Source organism: Thalassospira sp. TSL5-1 (genome assembly GCF_001907695.1).
GTDB lineage: Bacteria > Pseudomonadota > Alphaproteobacteria > Rhodospirillales > Thalassospiraceae > Thalassospira.
On record NZ_KV880637.1, the window covers coordinates 1997203 to 2017973 of the forward strand.

Below are 20771 nucleotides of genomic sequence, written 5' to 3' on the forward strand. Positions count from 1 at the left end.
TGATCCTTAAAATGACAGTCTGAAATTTCGGGAAGAAAACCCAATAGAAGGAATTGCCTGCCAAACCCTGAGCAAAAACAGGCAATGCCAGCAGTGTAATTTTTGTCTGTGACGGTTTGATAAAACTTTGGTTTCATTCCAGATAACAATTAAAGCACTGAGGCGAATTTCAACCACCCTCTTCAACAAGAGGTCGCAGCCCGTGCCATCGGGCTTCCCGGCCCTAACTTGCAATTGCCTGTCGTCTGTGCCTTACTTGAAAGGATTTCAGAAAAATAAAACCCATCATCAGAGAGGTGAAAACATGGTAGATGCCAGCAATGGCGCCACCAGCCAGAAAGATATTTCCGATACTGCATCCAACCTTGCCAATATGACACATGCCAGCCCCGAAGAGCTGGCGGCCTATTACGACAAATGGGCAACATCCTATGAAAAAGACCTTCTGGACATGGGATATGAGGCCCCGGCCAAAGCCGCCGCGATCATTGCGCAACAGGATATCGCCAAAGACAGCCCGATCCTGGATGCCGGATGTGGCACCGGTCTAACCGGGCTGGAACTGGCCAAACAGGGTTATCGCCGGTTAACCGGCATTGATATTTCGCCAGAATCCCTGAAACAGGCCAAAGCCAAGGACTGTTATAACAACCTGAAAATCCAGAACATGAACCAGCAACTGGATTTTGACGATAACAGCTTTGCCGCAGCCCAGTGTGTTGGCGCACTGACCTATGTTCGACATATCGAAGGTTTGATGCGCGAACTTGTTCGCCTGGTTAAACCGGGCGGCATCCTTGCCTTTACCCACCGAACAGACCTTTATGACACGGCCTTTACCGACATGGTGCAAAAGCTGGCGTCAGAAAAACTGTGGGAACAGATCCACCATTCGCCGCCCTCTCCCTACATTCCCCGGCACAGCGATTTTGGCGATAGCAAGCTGATCCATTACGATATTTACCAAGTGCAGTAATGCCTGTTAGCGGGGCGGCAAGCACATTGCCCCGCCCCGCACCCCAAATATCTACCGCCTAAATCAAGGCCAGAAACACCTTAAAAACAGGTGGTTGGAAAATACTGTGATGTATTGAGCGATGATTTTTTAAAGACATGGCAGGCAACGCCACCATTTCGAGGTGTCACCGTCACATGTTGATTATTAGGTGCACCAGGTGGTGTTGCGCCGCTGGAATGCTGCCCTTTCAAATACAAACAGGTGCCTGCCGCGAATCCATCCCGCAGGGCTTTGTTCTCGGAATTTACCACCCGGTTCGGCCAGCCTGCCAATCCTCCCTCTTGCTTATAGTTTGGGGCCTTGGTACAGCCATCGGCCGCCTGAACCGTAATGGGTAAAAACATGGCAAACAGCAGCCCAAAACAAGCCAAAATACGTTCATTCTTCATCTTGCACCTCGCCAATGTAGCATCTCATCAATGATCCATTCACTGACAGGCCAACACAACCAAATCAGTAATTAAAGTAAAATTTAAACTACTTATGGTTGATTTAAAAGCCCCATTCACGTTCCGCCTCAGCACGCGGTCAAGGCTTACTGAGATAAAACCCGATTTATCGCATGGCCTGAGGATTGTTGCGCCGTCAGAAACACCTGAATGGCGTGCTCGCCCGGGGCGCAGGCATCCCTGATGATGGATTGTTCCTGAAGCGTTAATGATTGCAGGCGCGAAGGGCGTTTTTGCGGCAAGCGGGCGGCCTGATCCAGCCAGTTTTCAGGTGCATCACCCAGCAAAAAATCACCAAGCCGGGCAATTTCACGGTGTGGCTGATCACATAATAAATCATAGGACAGGACCATCGGATCATGTCCGTTGAGTGCCCGCAACCCCGCCCGGGTAATTGCCGACCAAAATGCGCCGCAATCTTTAAGGCTGGGGCGTTTTTGAATGATGCGCTGCATTTTAAAAACACTACCCAGCCGGGCCACCAGCGGCCACATGCCCCCTTTGCCGTAATGATGATGCGGATCAAGCAAATCAATGCCCAATGGCCTTAAATGCCGCCACATCCAGATTGCCAGCCGGGTTGCCGGGTAATCGCGCATCGACAGGGCCGTATCGGCACCGTTGCGTAACAGCAAAACCGGGCGGGCTTCGGGAAACATGTGAAGCAATGTGCCTGCTGCGACCAAAGACCCGCCAGAACGCTCCACCCACATACGGCGTGTGCCGCAATGATCGGCCAGGGTGGAAAAAAGCGCCCGATAGTGGCTTGCCATGCTTTGGCGTTGCCAGCCTGGTACGGTCATCGATAATTGATCAAAAAGCCCGTCGGGATTATCGCACAAATGCGGCAGGGTAATTGCCAAAATGGGCGGGCACAGCCACGGATCATGGGCCGGATTTTCAACCTTGCCATATAAAAATTCCTGCGGTGCCACACCGGGATTACCAACCTGGGACAAAGCCGCCGATGGTTGCGCCATATATCGCCAAAACCGCCTGCCGGACATGTTTGATGACCGAAAGGCATTGGGACCAACGGTAGAAAACAGTTCGGAAATTGACAGGATCTCCGGGTGCAACCGCAATATTTCGGAAATCAATGTGGACCCGCAGCGGGCCGACCCCAGGATCAACCCACCGGGCATAAGCCCGTTGCCGGGCACATCATCAGTCATTACGGTTTCTCCGTAATCGCGCGGATCATGGTGCGAACAGCCTGGCGCGCCAGTTCATGGGGGGACCGCGATGACACCATGTCCAGACGCCCGACGGCCGCCAACGCTACACCGCCATGTACGGCAACAAACAGTTCCTCCGCCCGGGCGTTGGCATCGATTGTCGGGGCGAGTTGTGCGAGGGGCTGGGCAATACGTGCCAAAAGCCCGTGAATGGCATCCATATACCAGTCCGGGAATTTTTCGGTCACGCGGGGCCCTTCAAAAAGCCCCTGCCACACCCCCTGTCGGCTGAGCATGAATTGCACATACCCCTCGGCCAACGCATACAGCCAGGGTTCGGGGGCGTCATCGGGCAAGGCCTCGATCATTTGGGTTAATTCAAGGAAGGTGTCACGATTGACCTCCAGCAACACGGCATGCAAATCGCCAAATTGGCCATAGATCGTACCGGCCGTAACACCCACTGCCTTTGACAGGGCGCGCGCGGTTAAGGCCGACGGCCCGCCTTCCTGCAACAGGGTCCGTGCCGCACGGATCACCTGGGCACGAAGTTCCACATAATCATATTGTCTGGGCCGCGCCATCGGGCACTCCTGCAACAGTTTATGAACATTGTTTAAAAACAGTGTTGACAATATTTCATCTTCTGTCAACGTTATTAAACAATGTTCACAAATGGATTTACCCATGTCTGCAAACGCGGTAACAATTTATGGCACAGGTCGCTATCTGCCAGAACAATGTATGAGTGCAAACGCCGTTGACCATTTGCTGGGATGGCCCAAAGGCCAGTCTTTTGCACGTTTTGGGATTGCGAACCGCTATGTTGCCAATCAGGATGAAACATCGTCTTTCATGGCAACCAGAGCCGCACAACTTGCCCTGAAGGCTGCACAATGCGATGCAAAAGACATTGACCTGATTTTGGGGGCCTGCGGCGTGATGGAACAACCGATTCCCTCCACGGCGGTGCTGGTTCAGGACCGTTTGGGTCTTGGCAAATCGGGTATTCCGGCCTTTGACGTCAATGCCACCTGCCTGAGCTTTCTTCAGGCGCTCGATGTCGCAGCATTATGGATACAATCTGGCCGGGCGCGCCGGGTGCTGGTTTTTTCATCTGACATTGCCTCTTCTGGCCTGGACTGGAAAAACCCCGAAAGTGCAGCAATTTTCGGCGATGGTGCAGCAGCGGTTATTGTTGGCCCGGGAGACGGTGCGATATTGGCGCATGGTTTTGAAACCTACAGCGAAGGCCGGGAAGCCTGCGTGCTGGCTGCCGGGGGCACAAGAATTAACCCCACCCGTGGCATTGCCGAGGGTGACGATAAATTCCGCATGGATGGCGGCAAGGCCTTTCGTGTCACATCACGCTACCTGCCCGGCTTCCTGTCGCGCCTGTTGGCGCGTGCTGGCGTGGATAAAGAAAACCTTGATTGCATCATCCCGCATCAGGCCAGCGCCCATGCCCTGCAACATGCGATCCGCGCCTTGCGGTTCCCTGCCGAGAAGGTGGTCAATATCTTTGCCCAAACCGGCAACCAGATCGCCAGTTCCATCCCCTCCGCCCTTGATCATGCCGTGCAATCAGGCGCATTAAAGCGGGGACAAACGGCCCTGCTGATCGGCACATCAGCCGGGATTTCGCTGGGCGGAACAGTGGTGAGGTTTTAATGAAGGCCCTGATTACCGGTGCCAGCGGCTGCCTTGGCCGCGCCCTGATTGAAGAATTGCAAACGCATGGCTGGGACATTCTCACCACCGCGCGCACCCCGGTTGATTTGCCCGGCTTTATCGCCGCCGACCTGATCCAGGATGATCTGGCGCCATTGGTCAAGGGTGTCGATGCCGTGTTTCATTGTGCCGCCCTAAGTGCCGGTTGGGGCAGCCCGCAAGATTTTGTCGCCACCAATGTTACCGCGACCGAACGGCTGCTGGACGTGGCAAGAAAGGCGGGCGTGAACCGGTTTGTCTTTGCCTCCACCCCCAGCCTGTATGCCGATGGCACCGATCGGTTCCAACTGGCCGAAGATGCCACATTGCCCCCAAAGGCCCTGTCGCCCTATGCCGAGACCAAACGGCGGGCCGAAGAAATCGTGCTGGCGAATAATGATACCAACATGCGCTGCACCGCCATTCGCCCCCGGGCGATTTACGGGCGCCATGACCGCACATTGATGCCGCGCCTGCAAAAGGTAATGCAACGGGGTTTTGTCCCCATGATCGCCGGGGGCCACGCCCAAATAGACCTGACCCATCGCAGCGATGCGGCACGCGGCATGCGCCTGGCGGCGGATGGCCCCGGCGGCCGGGTCTGGAACATTACATCGGGCGAAGTTTTTTCCTTTCGCCATCTGGCCGATCTGGTTGCCGATCATGGCGGATACCGGGTGCGACGCATTCCAATGCCCTATAAAATCGCCTATGCACTGGCCGGTTTTGCCGAACAGCGGGCCTTACGCAAAGGCGACGGTGAACCGACTCTGACCCGCCAGGCGGTTGTCTCGCTGGGTCGGTCCATGACACTGGATATCCGTGCGGCACAACGGGATCTGGGTTATCAGCCCATGATCCGTCTTGAACAGGGGTTGGGTGAATGCTTCGCGTAACCACATTGCGGGTTGGCAGTTGCCGGGTCCCGGCCCATTCGGCCGGGTTGCCGGATCGTGGCAAGGTCATGTTGCCGGCACTGGCCCATTTTATTGAAACCGATACAACCAGCCTGCTGGTTGATTGTGGCTATGGTGATGCCTTTTTTACCGCGACCGAAAAATTCCCCGGCAAAGCCTATCGCCTGGTCACGCCCGTCGTTCTGCCGCCCGAAGAACGGCTGGTCAAACAATTGCCCCGCCTGCCCGACCAAGTGGTGTTAACCCATATGCACGGTGACCATGTTGCCGGATTGCTGGATCTTCCCGCACATATCCCGGTCTCAGCCTCCCGCCAGGCCATTGCCCATTTGCGCGGATTATCCTCTAGCTGGCGGGCAACCCTGGCGGCCTGCCCGCCACATCTGCGTGATGGAATTTTGAGCCGCAACCCGCAACCGGTTGAAAACAAACCCGCCATCGCCACCGGACTGGCCCCGTTTCCCCACGGCCATGACCTGACTGGCACCGGCGAGGTGATCGCCATCCCGCTTCCGGGGCATGGTGTGGGGCAAATTGGCATTTGGCTGCCAAATGCTGCCACCTTCCTGATTGCCGATGCCGCCTATGCCCGCGATGCTTTGCGCACAGGCCGTCTACCGCCCGCCTTTGTTCTGGCAACACTGGGAAATGCCAAAACCTATCGCGATACCTTTGACCGCTTGCGGTCCTTAATGCAGGAACGTCCTGATATTTCGGTTATTCCCTCTCATTGCCGGGAATGCGCACCATGAGCCTGAAAGCCCTGTTAAAAACCCGATATGGTAAAGGATTTCGTACTCGCGAGGCGATTGAAGCACATCACCAGCGTTCCTTTGCCCGCTTTCGCCGCGCTGTTATGCCGCGATCGCCATTTTATGCCGATTATGCCGATACACCATTATCGGACCTGCCGCGCATGACCAAACAAACATTGATGGCGCATTTTACCGCCATCAATACATGCGGCATTGATCGCGAAAAAGCGTTTGAAATTGCCCTGCGTTCCGAACAAAGCCGGGATTTCTCGCCCATGATTGGTGATGTATCGGTGGGGCTATCAACCGGCACATCGGGGCAGCGGGGGCTTTTTTTGGCAACACCAAAAGAACGCAAACTCTGGGCGGCGATACTGGCCGGGCGATTTTGGCCCAATCTTGCCAGACCGCAACGGGTTGCCTTTTTCATGCGGGCGGACAACGCGCTGTATCGCACATTGGGCAATCCGCTTTTACGGTTTGAATTTTTTGACCTGCTGGACCCGTTCGATACGCACCTGCCCCGCCTTCAGGCCCTGGCCCCCACCGTGCTGATTGCCCCGGCAAGCATGCTTAAGGTGCTGGCAATTGCACAAAATAGCGGGCAAATCGCCCTGTCGCCAAAACGGGTTATTTCGGTTGCCGAAACCCTGTCCCCCGAAGACCGCGACATCGCAAAACAGGCCTTTAACTGCCAGATTGACGAGGTTTACCAGGCAACCGAAGGGGTACTTGCCTTTACCTGCCAGGAAGGTAACCTGCATTTAAACGAAGCCTGGATGAGAATTGAGCGCGACATCATCGACCCGCAAACCGGTGCCTTTTGCCCGATCATTCATGATTTCACCCGCGAAAGCCTTTTATTGCTTAATTACCGCCTCAATGATGTTTTGATACCCAACCCGGACCCCTGCCCCTGTGGCTCCGCCTGTATGCGCATCGCCCGCATCGAAGGCCGGGAAGACGATGCCCTGTGGTGGGACGGTCCAAATGGCGCAAAAATGGTCTCGGCCGAGGCCATTCGCACCACAATTGCCTGCCTGCCGTCGCCCATTACGGATTATCGGGTGATCGAAAAAGACAAACATCTTACGATCTGGCTGGAAGATGCCGCGCCAGAAAGTGAAACCGAACTGCGCCATGCCTTCGCGGCATTGGCGGCCCGGCTGGATGTAAACCTCCCCGCACTTACCATTCGCAATGGCCTGCCTGCCGAACCCGATTTTAAGCGCCGCAGAATTCGGGTTGAGCGCCAACCTCGCCATTGCGAATAAAACCAATCCGACCACTGAGTCCGACCAGCAAAAATCAGAAAATATTCGCACCCGGAGCACGGATCGTCTAATTCTTATCCATATAAACCAAAATCAGTTTGGCGGCGGTGCAATCTGGCTTCGCCCCAAGAACAAAAGGACATTGTGATGGACCATTCCCAACTTTCAAAATGTATTCTTGCCGGACAGGGCAAAGTCCCGGCGGATATGGTCATTCGCAATGTTGGCTTGCTCGACGTTATTACCGGTGCCATCACCACAACCGATATTGCCATTGTTGGCGACCGCATTGTGGGCACCCATGCCGATTATAAAGGCGACATCGAAATAGATGGCACCGGCCGTTTCGCCGTGCCCGGCTTTATTGACACGCATCTTCATATCGAAAGTTCACTGGTGACACCGCTGGAATTTGACCGGTGTGTTTTACCGCATGGTGTGACCACGGTTTTATGCGACCCGCATGAAATTGCCAATGTGCTGGGGGCTGCCGGTATTCGCTATTTCCTGGATAGTGCCGAACGCGCGATTATGGATATTCGGGTTAATTTATCCTCCTGTGTTCCGGCAACGCCATTTGAAACATCGGGTGCGCAGCTTGAAATCGATGATTTGCTGCCGTTTCGCAATCATCCCAAGGTGGTTGGCCTGGCCGAGGTCATGAATTATCCCGGCGTGCTGAACCTTGATCCCGGCATTATGGCAAAGCTGCTGGCGTTTCAGGATGGTCATATGGATGGGCATGCACCGCTGGTGCGTGGCTTGCCGCTGAATGGCTATATGGCGGCGGGTATCCGCACCGATCACGAGGCAACATCGGCAGAAGAAGCCCGCGAAAAGCTGGCCAAGGGCATGGCCATTTTGATCCGCGAAGGGTCTGTTTCCAAGGATCTGGAGGCCCTTGCCGAAATTCTGGATGAAAACACCTCAAGCTTTGTCGCGCTGTGCACAGATGACCGCAATCCTCTCGATATTGGCGAGGAAGGCCACCTTGATGCGTTGATCCGCCGCCTGATTGCCAAGGGGCGGCCCCTGCATCATGTTTACCGGGCGGCATCGCATTCGGCAGCGCGTATTTTTGGCCTTAAGGATCGCGGGTTGATTGGCCCGGGCTGGCGGGCCGATATTGCTTTGCTGGATAATCTGGAAGAATGCCGGGTCAGTGACGTGATTGCCGGGGGCAAGCTTGTGACACCCGCCCTGTTTGATGCCCGTGAACAGGTTCCTGCTGTTGGCCTGACATCGATGAAGGCAAAGCCGGTTTCTGCCGATGCTTTTATCTGCGAGCCCAAACCGGGCCAGAACCAGACACCCGTGATTGGTGTTAAACCCGGCCTGATCCTGACCTTCCGCGAGGAAGCCACCCTTGAAGTTTCCGACAACGGGCTGATGCCCGACCTTGATGCGGATGTGATCAAGGTTGCCGTCATTGAACGACACGGCAAAAACGGCAATATCGGCCGCAGCTTTGTCACCGGTTTTGGCCTTAAACAGGGGGCTATTGCCTCCTCTGTCGGGCATGACAGCCACAACATCACCGTGGTGGGTGCCAATGATGCCGATATGGCCCTGGCGGTGAACCGGCTGATCGAAATGGGTGGCGGCTTTGCCGTTGCCAATGGCGGCAAAATCACCGCCGAGCTGGCCCTGCCCGTTGCGGGCCTGATGAGCGAAAAACCCTTCGAGATTATTTCCGATGATCTGGAACATCTTCGTTCTGCGGCCAAGGATCTGGACTGCAAATTACCCGAACCTTTCTTGCAGGTGGCCTTTTTGGCCCTGCCGGTGATCCCGCATCTCAAGATGACGGACCGGGGGTTATTTGATGTCGATAAGTTCGATTTCGTAAATTAAGATCCAGCCAAAATCGATCCAAACATCTTCGTACCCCCGTCCTTATTAAAGGGCGGGGGTGTGTTTTTGTGGTTCATGGGCTTAAAATTATCCGACAACACATTGATAAAAAATACATTCTGAAATTTTCCACAGATAAGAATTATTATCATTGACTTTATCAACTATATTTTTTATTAGTTGACTTTATCAACCAATATTCACTCAAACGCGCCTACGCATAGTGTCGCTTTTTGGCATATCGCCTGCCATTTCAAACAAGTCCGATCTTTCAATTTACGCTTCTCACCCCGACCGTCACTGGCTGCATCCCTCCCCATGCGCCGTTTCAGGAAGAGTTCTGCATGTCAAAATCACCGGTCATCCACGAAGATGGCTTACCCCAGCCCCAGCGCAGCCTTGCCTTTCTGACCGTTTCGCTTGCCATAATGATGGCGGTGCTGGATGGATCGATCATCAATGTTGCCCTGCCGACCATCGCCCATGACCAGCATGTCAGCGCCGCACACGCCATTTGGGTGGTGACGGCCTATCAGCTTGCTGTTGTTATTGCCCTACTGCCCCTGGCCGCCCTTGGCGAAAAAATCGGGTTTCGTAAAATCAATCTGGCCGGACTGGTGCTTTTTTGTGGCGCTTCTATTCTGTGCGCCTATTCCCCCACCATAGAAATCCTGACCTTTGCCCGTTTGCTTCAGGGGCTTGGTGGTGCAGCCATGATGAGCATCAATGGCGCCCTGGTTCGTCACATTATGCCTGTCAGGCTGCTAGGACGCGGTATTAGCATGGTGGCAATGGTCGTCGCGATCTCTGCTGCTGCCGGGCCTTCCATCGCATCGGCCATACTGGCGGTTACAAGCTGGCACTGGCTGTTTTTAATCAATGTGCCTATTTCAATCATCGCCTTTGCAATGGGCTATTTCACCCTGCCCCATAACAAACTGAATGGTGCCAAATTCGATTTTGGCAGTGCCGTGTTAAACGCACTTGCACTGGGCTTCTTGATTTCCGCGTTGGGCAGCATTGGCACCAGCCACAACATGGTACTGATTATCGGTCAGTTCATTATTGCCCTGATTGCCGGGGTTGCCCTTGTCCGCCGTCAACTTTACCGCGATGTGCCATTATTGCCGATTGATCTGTTGCGCAGTCCGGTTTTTACCGGTTCCATCATCGCCTCGATCTGCGGGTTTTGCGCCCAGTTTATCGCCTTTGTCTCGCTGCCATTCTTCTTTCATGATGTCATTGGCTATAGTGCAGTTAAAACGGGCATCCTGCTGACCCCGTGGCCGGTGGCAACCGCCCTGACCGCGCCAATTTCCGGTCGCCTGGCCGACAAATATGCAGCAGCCCCGCTGACCACGATTGGCATGGTTATTTTTGCCCTTGGTCTTGCCGCCACGGTCTGGCTGCCCAGCGAGGCGGGTAACTATACCATCATCCTTGCCCTGATGGTGGCCGGGGCCGGTTTTGCCCTGTTTCAAACGCCCAATAACCGCATCATGCTGACCAGCGCACCGCGCGAACGCAGTGGTGGGGCCAGTGGCCTGCAATCAACGGCGCGCCTTTTGGGGCAGTCCAGCGGTGCCGCCCTGGCGGCCATCCTGATTGCGCACAGCACCGAATTCAACCTTGCCCTTTTGATGTATAGCGCAGCGGGCTTTGCCCTGATTTCGGGCTGCATCAGTGCCATTCGCAACCGCGCCTGGCAGGTCGGCATCATTTCCTGATGCCCTATTCCATTCTTTCCGGGGCATTGACGCCACCAGAACTGATGATTACGTCGCATGACAAACGGAGCCCAAGATGCCCGACATGACAATTGGCGAAACCCTGCATACCCTGCTTCATGCCTATAAACGGGCACTGCGCCAGGCCTATCATCAGGCGGAAATCCCCCTTGCCATTTCACATATCCGAACGCTCAAGGGCATCAATGCCGTTCCCGACTGTACGCCTTTGGCGCTATCAAGCCGCACCAAACACGACAAAGGCCAGCTTGCCCGTTTACTAAAGGACTTGCTGGCTGAAAACCTGATCGAAAAACATCCGCACCCTGATGACAAACGCAGCAATATCCTGCGTCTGACGCCGCAAGGACATCAAATGATAAAGCGGATCAAAGAGGTCGAAGAAATCGCCGCTTCACGCATGGCAGCCGGGCTTTCCCCCGATGAAATCACCGATTTCAACCGGCTTGCCAATATCATGAGCGCCAATCTTACGGAATAAAACGCTCCGGCGCCTATAATTACCCCATTTGCACTGAAAGGAGATCACCATGCCAAAACCAGCTCCGCGGCAGTTTGAAGTGATCCGCAAAACCAATGTCACCCCCAATATGCTGCGCATCACCCTGGGAGGTGACGGCATGAGAACCTTCCCCGAAGACCAGGCCAGCGCCTATGTCAAACTGATGTTTGAAAATCCCGGCCAAGAGAAAGCCATAAGGCGCACCTATACCGTCCGCGCCCAACGGGAAACCGAAATTGATATTGATTTTGTCCTGCACGAAGATGGAGGCCCGGCGGCAAGCTGGGCAGCCGACTGCAAACCGGGCGACAAAATCTCCATTGGCGGCCCCGGCCCGAAAAAGCTTGTCGATCACAATGCCGACTGGATCCTGATCGTTGGTGACATGACGGCCCTGCCCGCCATCTCGGTCAATCTCGAACAATTGCCTGCCGATGCGCGGGGCTATGCCGTGATCGAAGTTTTAAGCGAAGCCGACATTCAGAGCCTGACCAAGCCCGAACATATCACCATTCACTGGGTTGTTAACCCGCATCCGGGCACCAAAAGCAATGCCCTGTCCGATGTTGTCACCGCGCTAGAGTGGCCCGATGGCAAACCTTCTGTCTGGGCGGCATGCGAATTTACGGCCATGCAGAAACTCCGCCACCATTTCCGTAATGAACGCGCCATCGATAAACGCGAAATGTACATTTCCAGCTATTGGAAACTCGGTGCAAACGAAGAGAAACACAAATCCGTCAAGCGCGAAGATGCCGAAAAGGATGAGGCAGCCTGACACGCCCCGTCTCCATCCCATAGACTCTAAAAGCAGATCCTTTTTCGGGTCTGCTTTTTTCATTTCGACCACTCAAATGATCAAAGTCAATCACGCAAGGACACAGGAACAAATACTTCTGCACCATCCCATCAAGAATACCAATTGAATCCAGGGTCCTACGGAACAAACCGTCATGCCTGGCATTCTGCGTGCCTTCATTAATTCCCAATACACGCCTGAATTGACAATCATCAGGCAACATTATTTACAAAATTGAAACTTCACCAGTAAAACAACATTTTATTGACAATTTATCGAATAAATGGTGACGTCGGTACAAATTATACAATTTGCCGCAACATCTTCAGGGACGTTAACCATCACCAACGGGAACCCGGGGCGCATTTTATCGCAAGCATGACATATCCTGTCCCCAACCGGGGCATGTACGCAAAATGCGAATTTTAATCTTTAAATCCCGGTAAAACGCCTTGAAACGTTATTCGGCGTAATCGCGCACGGCGTAAGCTTCTGCGCGTCTTGAATGGGGATAAATGCGTGGCGGATACACGTTTGGCATCAACATTATCGGTTGAAAACCTGACGGTTCAATTTGGCGACAATCGCGTGGTCGACGACCTGAGCTTTACGGTTGAGGCCGGACGCACCCTGGCGATTGTTGGTGAATCAGGGTCGGGCAAATCCGTAACATCCATGTCAATCATGCGACTGGCCGAAATGAACGGCGCCACCTATGGCGGCGGGCGTGTTCTGTTTAGCGGGCAAAAAGGCCAAATCGACCTGCTTGCTGCCAGCCAGAAAGAAATGCGCGCCATTCGCGGCAATGAAATCGCGATGATCTTTCAGGAACCGATGACGTCGCTCAACCCGGTTTTCACGGTGGGTAACCAGATTGCAGAATCGCTGATGCTGCATGCGGGCATGAGCAAATCCGCCGCCCTTGCCGAAGCTCAACGCCTGCTTGATATGGTTCGCCTGCCCGATTCCGCAGAACTGGTAAAACGTTATCCCCATCAGCTATCCGGCGGGATGCGCCAGCGCGTGATGATCGCGATGGCCCTGGCTTGCCGACCCAAGCTATTGATTGCCGATGAACCCACCACGGCCCTTGATGTCACCATTCAGGCGCAGATCCTGACCATCATCCGGGATCTGCAAAAAGAACTGGGTATGGCGGTCATTTTCATTACCCACGATATGGGGGTGGTGGCCGAGGTCGCCGATGATGTTGTGGTGATGTGGCAGGGCAAGAAGGTTGAAGAAGGCCCGGTTGGCGAAATTTTTGCCAACCCGCAACATCCCTATACCCAAACCCTTTTGGGGGCGGTGCCGCGCCTGGGTGAAATGGCGGGCGAGGATTACCCCAAACGCATGCCGATCACCGTCATGGAAAACGGCACACCGCGTCTGGTGGGTGCTGAACATATCCAAAAAACCGCATGCTATGACAGCGCACCGATCCTTTCCGTGCGGGACCTTGTCACCCGATTTGACATCAAAAAGGGCTTACTGGGCGGTGTCACCCATCGTGTCCATGCCGTCGAACAGGTCAGTTTTGATATTTATCGCGGTGAAACGCTTGCATTGGTTGGGGAATCCGGCTCTGGCAAATCGACCATTGGACGCACCATTCAGCAATTGCAAAAAGCCACCAGCGGCGAAATCACCTTTGATGGCAAAACCTTTGCCGCCATGAGCAAAACCGAACGCCTGCGCCTGCGCCAGGAAATTCAGTATATTTTCCAGGACCCGTTTGCTTCGCTTGATCCACGTAAAAAGATTGGCTTTTCCATTGCCGAACCGATCCACACCCATCGCCTGATTGCCAGCGAGAAAGATATTACCAAACGGGTTGATCAGTTGCTTGAACGCGTTGGTTTAACCTCTGCCCATCGCGATCGGTATCCGCATGAATTTTCCGGCGGGCAACGCCAGCGTATTTGCATTGCGCGCGCCCTTGCCTCCAACCCGAAAATGATCATCGCGGATGAAGCATTATCTGCTCTGGATGTGTCCATTCAGGCGCAGATCATCAATCTGTTCATGGAATTGCAGGAAGAACAGGGGCTGGCCTATCTGTTTATCAGTCACGACATGGCCGTAGTTGAAAAAATGAGCCACCGTGTCGCCGTTCTGTATCTGGGGCAATTGGCAGAACTTGGCAGCCGTCGCCAGGTTCTTGAAACCCCGACCCATCCCTATACGCAACGCCTGCTCAGCGCGGTGCCCGTTGCCGACCCGACGCGCATTCGTGAACGGGCCGTTCTGGAAGGTGAAATTCCCAGTCCGATCCGCCGTGTCGGCAACGAACCGGCCATTCTGACACATCGGGAAATTGCACCGGGCCATATCGTGGCCGAGGGGATGGAAAACGTCGCATAAAAGAAATCTTTAAGTGCCTTCTTCGGTGCCTTGTCACCACTATTGGAGAAAAGAAATGATTAAAAAACAGGGATTGCGTACCGCCCTCATGGCGCTGGCCGTGGCCGGGGGTGCGTTTATGGCTTCACCAGCATGGGCTGCTGGGACGATGACGATTTCTTCACCACAAGACCCCGGCAGTTGGGACCCGGTTGATACCTTTCTGGTCAACTGGGCATCGGTTGCCACCAACATTTATGATGGCCTGACCTATCGCGGGCCGGACACCAAACTGGTTCCCGGTCTGGCAACATCATGGGAAACGCTTGATGATGGCAAACGCATTCGTTTTCATCTGCGCGAGGGTGTAAAATTCCATGATGGCGAACCGTTTAACGCAGCTGCCGTCAAATTCACCTTTGATCGCCTGATGGGCCCCGAAGGCTCCAAGGGCCCGCAAAAGTCCAATTATTCCGCCATCGACCATGTTGAAGTGATCGACGACAACACGGTTGATTTTCACCTCAAGCAGCCAGATCCGGTCTTGCTGACCAAACTGGCCGGTTATGGTGCCATGATTGTGCCGCCCAAATATATTGCGGAACATGGGGAAGACTATTTCAACACCCACCCGGTTGGCACCGGCCCGTTCAAATTCGTGTCCTACGAACCCAAGGTCGGCATCAAGCTGGAAAAATTCGATGATTTCTGGGGCGACAAGGCCAAGCTTGACCACCTGAACTATCGTTTTATTTCCGAGCCCTCAACCGCCGTTGCCGAACTTCAGGCCGGCCGGGTTGATCTGGTCATTCCGCCGACCATTCCGATTGGCATGATCCCGACCATCAAAGGCGATCCGAATATCGATATCGTAAGTTCACCCAGCCCGACGGTCTATGCCCTGCGTTTCAACACCAAAAACGGCATCACCAAGGATGCAAAAGTCCGCAAGGCATTGATTTACGGTGTTGACCGTCAAGCCATTATCGACTCGATCCTCGGCGGCGAAGCCTCCCCGATTGCAAGCTTCCAGGGCAAATTGTCCTTTGGCTATGATCCGGCGATGAAACCCCTGCCCTATGACCCGGCCAAGGCCAAGGAACTGCTGAAAGAAGCCGGTGTCCAGCCGGGTGCGCCGGTCCAGATCGACATTCGTGGCAACGATGCGACCTTTAACGAAGTGGTGCAGGCGGTTGCCAGCTATCTTCAGATTGTCGGTATTAACGCCACGATCAAACCCTATGAAACCAACGTGTTGCTCAATGACATCATCCCGCAGGGCAAAACCGGCGCGATGTTCCAGCAATCCTGGGGCGGCTGGACGCTCGATTTCGATAATACGGCCTATTTCATGTACCATACCGGCGAGAAATGGAACCCGTATGACAGCGATCCGAAAATGGACGAACTGCTTGAAAGCCAGCGCGCCATTACCGATCGTGCCAAGCGTGAAGAAATCCTGCGCGAAATCGCAAATTATGCCGCAGACCGCGCACTTGAAATGCCGCTTTACAACCTCAATGCCATTTTTGGTATTTCCAAGCGGGTGAAAAACTTTACCCCGGTTCCCGATAGCCGCCTGCGCCTGAACGAAGTGTCAGTCGACTAAACGACCCACCCCTTTGTTTGCCCGGCACTGCTTGTTCACATCCGGTGCCGGGCGAGCAACACAGCCTCTTTAAGATAAGGGACAAGATTTTGGCTGGATTTCTGATCAAACGGTTTTTGCAGGCGGTCTTTGTGGTGTTTGTTGTCACCATTACCGTATCCTTCGCCATTCGCCTGACCGGCGACCCTGCATTGATGCTGACCCAGGGGGCTGGCAGTGTGACCGAAGCCGACCTTGAACGCATCCGCGAGGCGCTGGGCCTTAATCAGCCCTTTCTTGTTCAGTATTTCCAGTTCATCAAGGGCATGTTCACCCTTGATTTTGGTCGCAGTTTCCTGGGGGGCACGCCGGTTTCCGGTTTGCTGGCGCAAGCCCTGCCAGCCACCCTGTCGCTTGCTTTTGCGTCCATGATCGTTTCGGTCATCCTGTCTATTCCGCTGGGCATCAAGGCGGCGGTTTCCAAGGGTAAATGGGCCGATCAGATTATTCGTATTCTGTCGCTTGTCGGGCTGTCTTTTCCCAATTTCTGGCTCGCCACCATGCTGGTGCTGTTGCTTTCCATCACCTTTCGCCTGCTGCCGCCCAGTGGCATGGACAATTTTGCCAGCTTCATCATGCCCGCCGCGACAATGGGCATCATTCTGACGGCCACCAATGTCCGTCTGGTGCGCACCGCGATGCTGGAAACGCTTCAGTCGCAATACATCATGGTCGCCCGCGCCAAGGGGCTTAGCGAAAATACCGTTCTTTACAAACATGCCCTGCGCAATTGTGCCATTCCGCTGATCACCTATTTCGGCCTGCAATTTGGCGCCCTTCTGGGCGGGATTGTCGTGATCGAACGGGTGTTTAACTGGCCCGGGCTTGGCACACTGGCCTTTGATGCGGTGGGTGGCCGTGATTACCCGGTTTTGCAAGCCGTGATTACCGTTCTTTCGTTGCTGATTGTCGGCATCAACCTTCTGGTCGATATTGCCTATGGGCTGATCGATCCGCGTATCCGCACGGAGTAAGCCATGTCTGCCCCAACACCCTCGGCAACATCCGAAATTCCGACAAAACCGGCCCGTCGCGGCAAACGCTTTGCCCGTTTCCGCCAACTTGAATTTGTTCTTGGCATTCTTTTGGCGGGCGGCATGTGCCTTGCCGTTCTGTTTTCCGGGCTGCTCTTTCCCGATGGCGGCGAAAAAATCGACCTGATGGCCCGCCTCACCCCGCCCTTTGTCAAGGCAGCCCATATTTTCGGCACCGATCCGCTTGGACGTGATGTTTTGGCACGCGTCATTATTGGCGGCAAAATCTCGCTTCAGGTCGGTTTGATCTCGGTCGCTGGTGCAGTTGCCATTGGTGTGGTGATGGGCCTGGTTGCCGGTTATTATAGGGGTTTCTGGGATATTCTGGTCATGCGCTTTGCCGATGTACAGCTTGCCCTGCCCTTTATTTTGCTCGCCATCACCTTTATCGCCATTGTTGGCGGTGGCATCACCAATACCATCATTTTGCTGATTGTCTCGCAATGGGTGCAATATGCCCGCCTGGTGCGTGGTTTGGTTCTCTCGCTGCGTGACCGGGAATTTATTCAGTCCGCCCGCGCCATTGGCGTTGCCGATATCCGCATTCTGTTTTCCCATCTTCTGCCCAATCTGATCGGCCCGGTGATTGTGCTGATGACCCTGAATGTTGCCACCAACATTTTGCTCGAAAGCAGCCTGACTTTCCTTGGCCTTGGCGTTAATCCGCTCATCCCAAGCTGGGGTGGCATGCTGGCCGATGGCCGTACCTATTTGCAAAATGCCTGGTGGGTCAGTGTCTTCCCCGGCCTTGCCATCATGCTGACCGTGCTTGGCCTGAACCTGCTGGGCGACTGGTTGCGCGACAGCCTGGATCCAACTGGAAAGACCTCCCAATGAGCGAAATTTTCAAACAAAGCTTTCCCCGCAGCCTTGACCAGTTGATCGAGCACTATAACAACGATGCCCATCGCGGTACGACGATCGAAGCATGGCTGTTTGAGGACGAGGCAACGCGCCGTGCCGGTGAACGCATTCTGGCAATCCACGGCATCACCGCGCATCTGCGTAGCGCCTATAAACCCCTTGTCCATGCGGTTCTCGAAGAAATTGACCTGTCCGATGCGACGGCCGTTGAAATCGCCTATCCGCGCCATGAATTGTGCACCGAAAACCGGTTTCGCCTGGAAACCTATCCGGTCGCGGCGCTGTGCAATGGTGCCGAAATCTCGTTTGTTCCCGGCAATGAAACCGCTTTCACCTATCAACTGACAATCACCCGCGGCAATGGCAATCAAACCAGTCACTACATTTTCGCCCCCAACCGGATTCATCAGGATTGCATTGGTGAAACCCTGGTCTCGCCCACCGGCTGGTTACGGGTGCGCGATGCACAGGGCGAAATCCTGACCGATGGTCGCCTGGAAACCGATTACGAGGCCGCCTTTCACACCACCATAGATGCCATCGCCCATCATGACTGGGGCGGTAGCGAACCCTATTTCAACGAACTCAATATCCGTGTGACCCTGCCCATTGCCGATCAGCCCTTGGGCATTGGCGACGAGGTCCTTAGCCTCCGCGAAGCCCTGCACGAAGATTTCTATTTCTCGCTATTGGAATTCTTTCAGAAAAAATCCGGGCGCCCCCTGGGGGATCGTGGCTTGCAGCCAGGGCAAATCGTACCCGAAATCATCCAGATGGATGGTGCACCCTCGGTACGTGTCACCTTGCGCGATTTTGATCTGGCGGTGATTGAAACGCCCGATCAATCGCTTGATCAGGCCCAAGCGGCCCTTAATCCCGATCAAATCATTCGCGAGCTTGTCAATATAGAAGGTGAAGTCTTTGATGCCCGCTCTCGTGCGGGACGGCAGATTTTTGCCCGCTACCATGCCGGCACCGATAAACCCGTCATGATCAGCGGCGGCCAGCACCCCAACGAAACCAGTGGTGTGGTCGGTGCCCTGCGCGCTGCCCAAACGTTAAATAGCCGTGAAAACAGCCATTTCACCATTTCGCCTTTGGAAAACCCCGATGGATATGCCCTGCATCAACGCCTGATCCAGGATAACCCACGTCATATGCACCACGCGGCACGCTATACCGCACTGGGCGACGATCTGGAATACCGCAAGGGTACCAACCTTCTGGAAAAGGAAATCCGCGTCCGCGCCCAGGAAATCAGCGGTGCTGATCTGCATATCAACCTGCATGGCTATCCGGCCCATGAATGGACGCGTCCGCTATCGGGTTATGTCCCACGCGGTTTTGCCATGTGGACCCTGCCAAAGGGATTCTTCCTGATCCTGCGCCATCATGAAAGTGCGGCAGAACGCGCCGAAATGCTGATTGACCGTGTAACCAAACGCCTTGCCGATATGCCCGGGCTTCTGGAATTCAACGCCAGCCAAATCAAATTGTATGAAACCCACGCGGGCGAACATGGCTTTCGTATGATCAACGGCTTCCCCTGCTGGGTTTCCATCGATGACCGCCATGATGTGCCGATCACACTGATCACCGAATATCCCGATGAAACCGTCTATGGCGATGCCTTCATCGCCGGCCACACCGCCCAAATGGCAACGGTTCTCGCCGCCTATGACGCCCACCAGGAGATGTCTTGATAACAAGCACAAATGCTGTTCCAGAACAAATGACCTGCACTTCTACATTCCTTCAGTCACAATCAGAGACTTCGGTTAAATTCATGTCATGAATCGGGTTTAGATAAAGCCATGTATGGGAATTTGCTTGTATGGGCAAAATGAAGCACGATTATCTTGTAATCAAGATTCCATTTGGTCAGAATTGCCCTTACTTGAGTCAGGGACGAGAAGGTTTGAGCCACTAACGTAAGAAACCGTGCAGTCGCAATCTTCCCGTCTAGATATGGACTTCCAAATGCAGTTGAAATCCACCCAGCCCCAGTTCTTTTCTATACTCATCCTTACCTTGCTCACCATTGTAACAAGCGCGCCGCTACCAGCACATAGTCAGGAGCAAAAATGGGTCAAACAAACGTTCGATTTACTAGACAGTTTGGTGAATGAACACCGCATGATTCCTGTCAGCAATTACAATGCACTCGACACAGAAATTCCCGGCGGCTCAGTGAAACTGATTGTCACGCGTTCGGTGAAAGCCAGAGGGCTCGAAATTCTGCCCCCCTATACCAGCATTATATGTGGTTACGACGCCGTACGGCAAGGCACCCATATTCCCATTACGTGTGATCGCGTCCTTAGTCCAGAAGGTTACGATTACAGAATTTCCGCAACAGTCTATGATCTTAATGGTCGCCGAGGAATTCCGGCCGATCATCAAAAAAGAAATGGTGCACTTCAAGCTGATCACGCCAAAGAATTGCAGTTGCTTATTGAAAATGTCGAAGCCGTCGGGACAGTCGGTCGCCTCCGGGCGCGAGCGACTGATGGTGAAAAGTAAACTAACATCCAGACACGTTATGATAGTATTAGCGTCAGTTTCTGGTTTCAAGACATAGGCCATCGCGTATGACTCGCAAGGACTTCTCTCCCTTCTCAAATCTCGCGATGCGCCCTTTAAATTAGACGAGTTTTAAAGGCTTAGGTCAATCATTT

The 20771-nt window shown here is 54.1% G+C and carries 18 protein-coding genes; 15 read left to right on the plus strand and 3 right to left on the minus strand.

The genetic code is table 11. The annotated features are described in order from the left end of the window. Positions 1–304: 304 nt before the first annotated feature. Complete coding sequence (locus tag LF95_RS09430) at positions 305–976, plus strand: class I SAM-dependent DNA methyltransferase (protein WP_073954696.1); 672 nt, start codon at positions 305–307, stop codon at positions 974–976. A gap of 80 nt (positions 977–1056) precedes the next feature. Here LF95_RS09430 and LF95_RS09435 read toward each other — a convergent pair whose 3' ends face one another. The 3 genes from LF95_RS09435 to LF95_RS09445 form a co-directional block, all read right to left on the minus strand. After that, positions 1057–1407, minus strand: coding sequence for a hypothetical protein (locus LF95_RS09435; protein ID WP_073954697.1), 351 nt, complete (start codon positions 1405–1407; stop codon positions 1057–1059). A gap of 146 nt (positions 1408–1553) precedes the next feature. After that, positions 1554–2642 (minus strand): sulfotransferase family protein, encoded by a 1089-nt coding sequence (locus LF95_RS09440; protein ID WP_073954698.1) that lies wholly within the window; start codon positions 2640–2642, stop codon positions 1554–1556. After that, on the minus strand, positions 2642–3229 hold the full coding sequence (locus LF95_RS09445; RefSeq protein WP_073954954.1) for a TetR/AcrR family transcriptional regulator: 588 nt from the start codon (positions 3227–3229) through the stop codon (positions 2642–2644). The genes LF95_RS09440 and LF95_RS09445 overlap by 1 nt, the downstream gene beginning before the upstream one ends. 103 nt (positions 3230–3332) lie before the next feature. On the opposite strand from LF95_RS09445, the gene LF95_RS09450 reads away from it, so the two are divergent. The 14 genes from LF95_RS09450 to LF95_RS09515 all read left to right on the plus strand — a co-directional run bounded on the left by LF95_RS09450 (position 3333) and on the right by LF95_RS09515 (position 20616). Continuing rightward, positions 3333–4316 (plus strand): 3-oxoacyl-[acyl-carrier-protein] synthase III C-terminal domain-containing protein, encoded by a 984-nt coding sequence (locus tag LF95_RS09450; RefSeq protein WP_073954699.1) that lies wholly within the window; start codon positions 3333–3335, stop codon positions 4314–4316. Then, positions 4316–5251, plus strand: coding sequence for an NAD-dependent epimerase/dehydratase family protein (locus LF95_RS09455; RefSeq protein ID WP_073954700.1), 936 nt, complete (start codon positions 4316–4318; stop codon positions 5249–5251). The genes LF95_RS09450 and LF95_RS09455 overlap by 1 nt, the downstream gene beginning before the upstream one ends. Continuing rightward, on the plus strand, positions 5239–6024 hold the full coding sequence (locus tag LF95_RS09460) for an MBL fold metallo-hydrolase (RefSeq protein ID WP_073954701.1): 786 nt from the start codon (positions 5239–5241) through the stop codon (positions 6022–6024). Before LF95_RS09455 ends, LF95_RS09460 begins: the two co-directional genes overlap by 13 nt. Beyond that, a complete protein-coding gene (locus LF95_RS09465) occupies positions 6021–7301 on the plus strand; it encodes a F390 synthetase-related protein (protein ID WP_083607573.1) in 1281 nt (426 codons plus the stop codon). Before LF95_RS09460 ends, LF95_RS09465 begins: the two co-directional genes overlap by 4 nt. 147 nt (positions 7302–7448) lie before the next feature. Beyond that, positions 7449–9155 carry an adenine deaminase gene (gene ade, locus LF95_RS09470; RefSeq protein ID WP_073954703.1) on the plus strand — a complete coding sequence of 569 codons (1707 nt, stop codon included), beginning with the start codon at positions 7449–7451 and terminating at the stop codon, positions 9153–9155. Between the two features lie 344 nt (positions 9156–9499). Then, positions 9500–10882, plus strand: coding sequence for an MFS transporter (locus LF95_RS09475; protein WP_073954704.1), 1383 nt, complete (start codon positions 9500–9502; stop codon positions 10880–10882). A gap of 76 nt (positions 10883–10958) precedes the next feature. Next, positions 10959–11384 (plus strand): MarR family winged helix-turn-helix transcriptional regulator, encoded by a 426-nt coding sequence (locus tag LF95_RS09480; RefSeq protein WP_073954705.1) that lies wholly within the window; start codon positions 10959–10961, stop codon positions 11382–11384. A 49-nt stretch (positions 11385–11433) separates the two neighbouring features. Beyond that, positions 11434–12183 (plus strand): siderophore-interacting protein, encoded by a 750-nt coding sequence (locus LF95_RS09485; RefSeq protein ID WP_073954706.1) that lies wholly within the window; start codon positions 11434–11436, stop codon positions 12181–12183. 540 nt (positions 12184–12723) lie between these two features. Beyond that, positions 12724–14568 (plus strand): ABC transporter ATP-binding protein, encoded by a 1845-nt coding sequence (locus LF95_RS09490; protein ID WP_073954707.1) that lies wholly within the window; start codon positions 12724–12726, stop codon positions 14566–14568. A gap of 55 nt (positions 14569–14623) precedes the next feature. Next, positions 14624–16156, plus strand: a complete 1533-nt coding sequence (locus LF95_RS09495) for an ABC transporter substrate-binding protein (protein WP_073954708.1) — start codon at positions 14624–14626, stop codon at positions 16154–16156. 89 nt (positions 16157–16245) lie between these two features. Next, entirely contained in the window at positions 16246–17169 is a 924-nt protein-coding gene (locus LF95_RS09500; RefSeq protein ID WP_073954709.1) for an ABC transporter permease, read from the plus strand. A 3-nt stretch (positions 17170–17172) separates the two neighbouring features. Next, positions 17173–18066 carry an ABC transporter permease gene (locus LF95_RS09505; protein WP_073954710.1) on the plus strand — a complete coding sequence of 298 codons (894 nt, stop codon included), beginning with the start codon at positions 17173–17175 and terminating at the stop codon, positions 18064–18066. Further along, entirely contained in the window at positions 18063–19796 is a 1734-nt protein-coding gene (locus tag LF95_RS09510; protein WP_073954711.1) for a M14 family metallopeptidase, read from the plus strand. Before LF95_RS09505 ends, LF95_RS09510 begins: the two co-directional genes overlap by 4 nt. A gap of 277 nt (positions 19797–20073) precedes the next feature. Further along, a complete protein-coding gene (locus tag LF95_RS09515) occupies positions 20074–20616 on the plus strand; it encodes a TraB/TrbI/VirB10 family type IV secretion system protein (RefSeq protein WP_073954712.1) in 543 nt (180 codons plus the stop codon). The last annotated feature ends 155 nt before the right edge of the window (positions 20617–20771 follow it).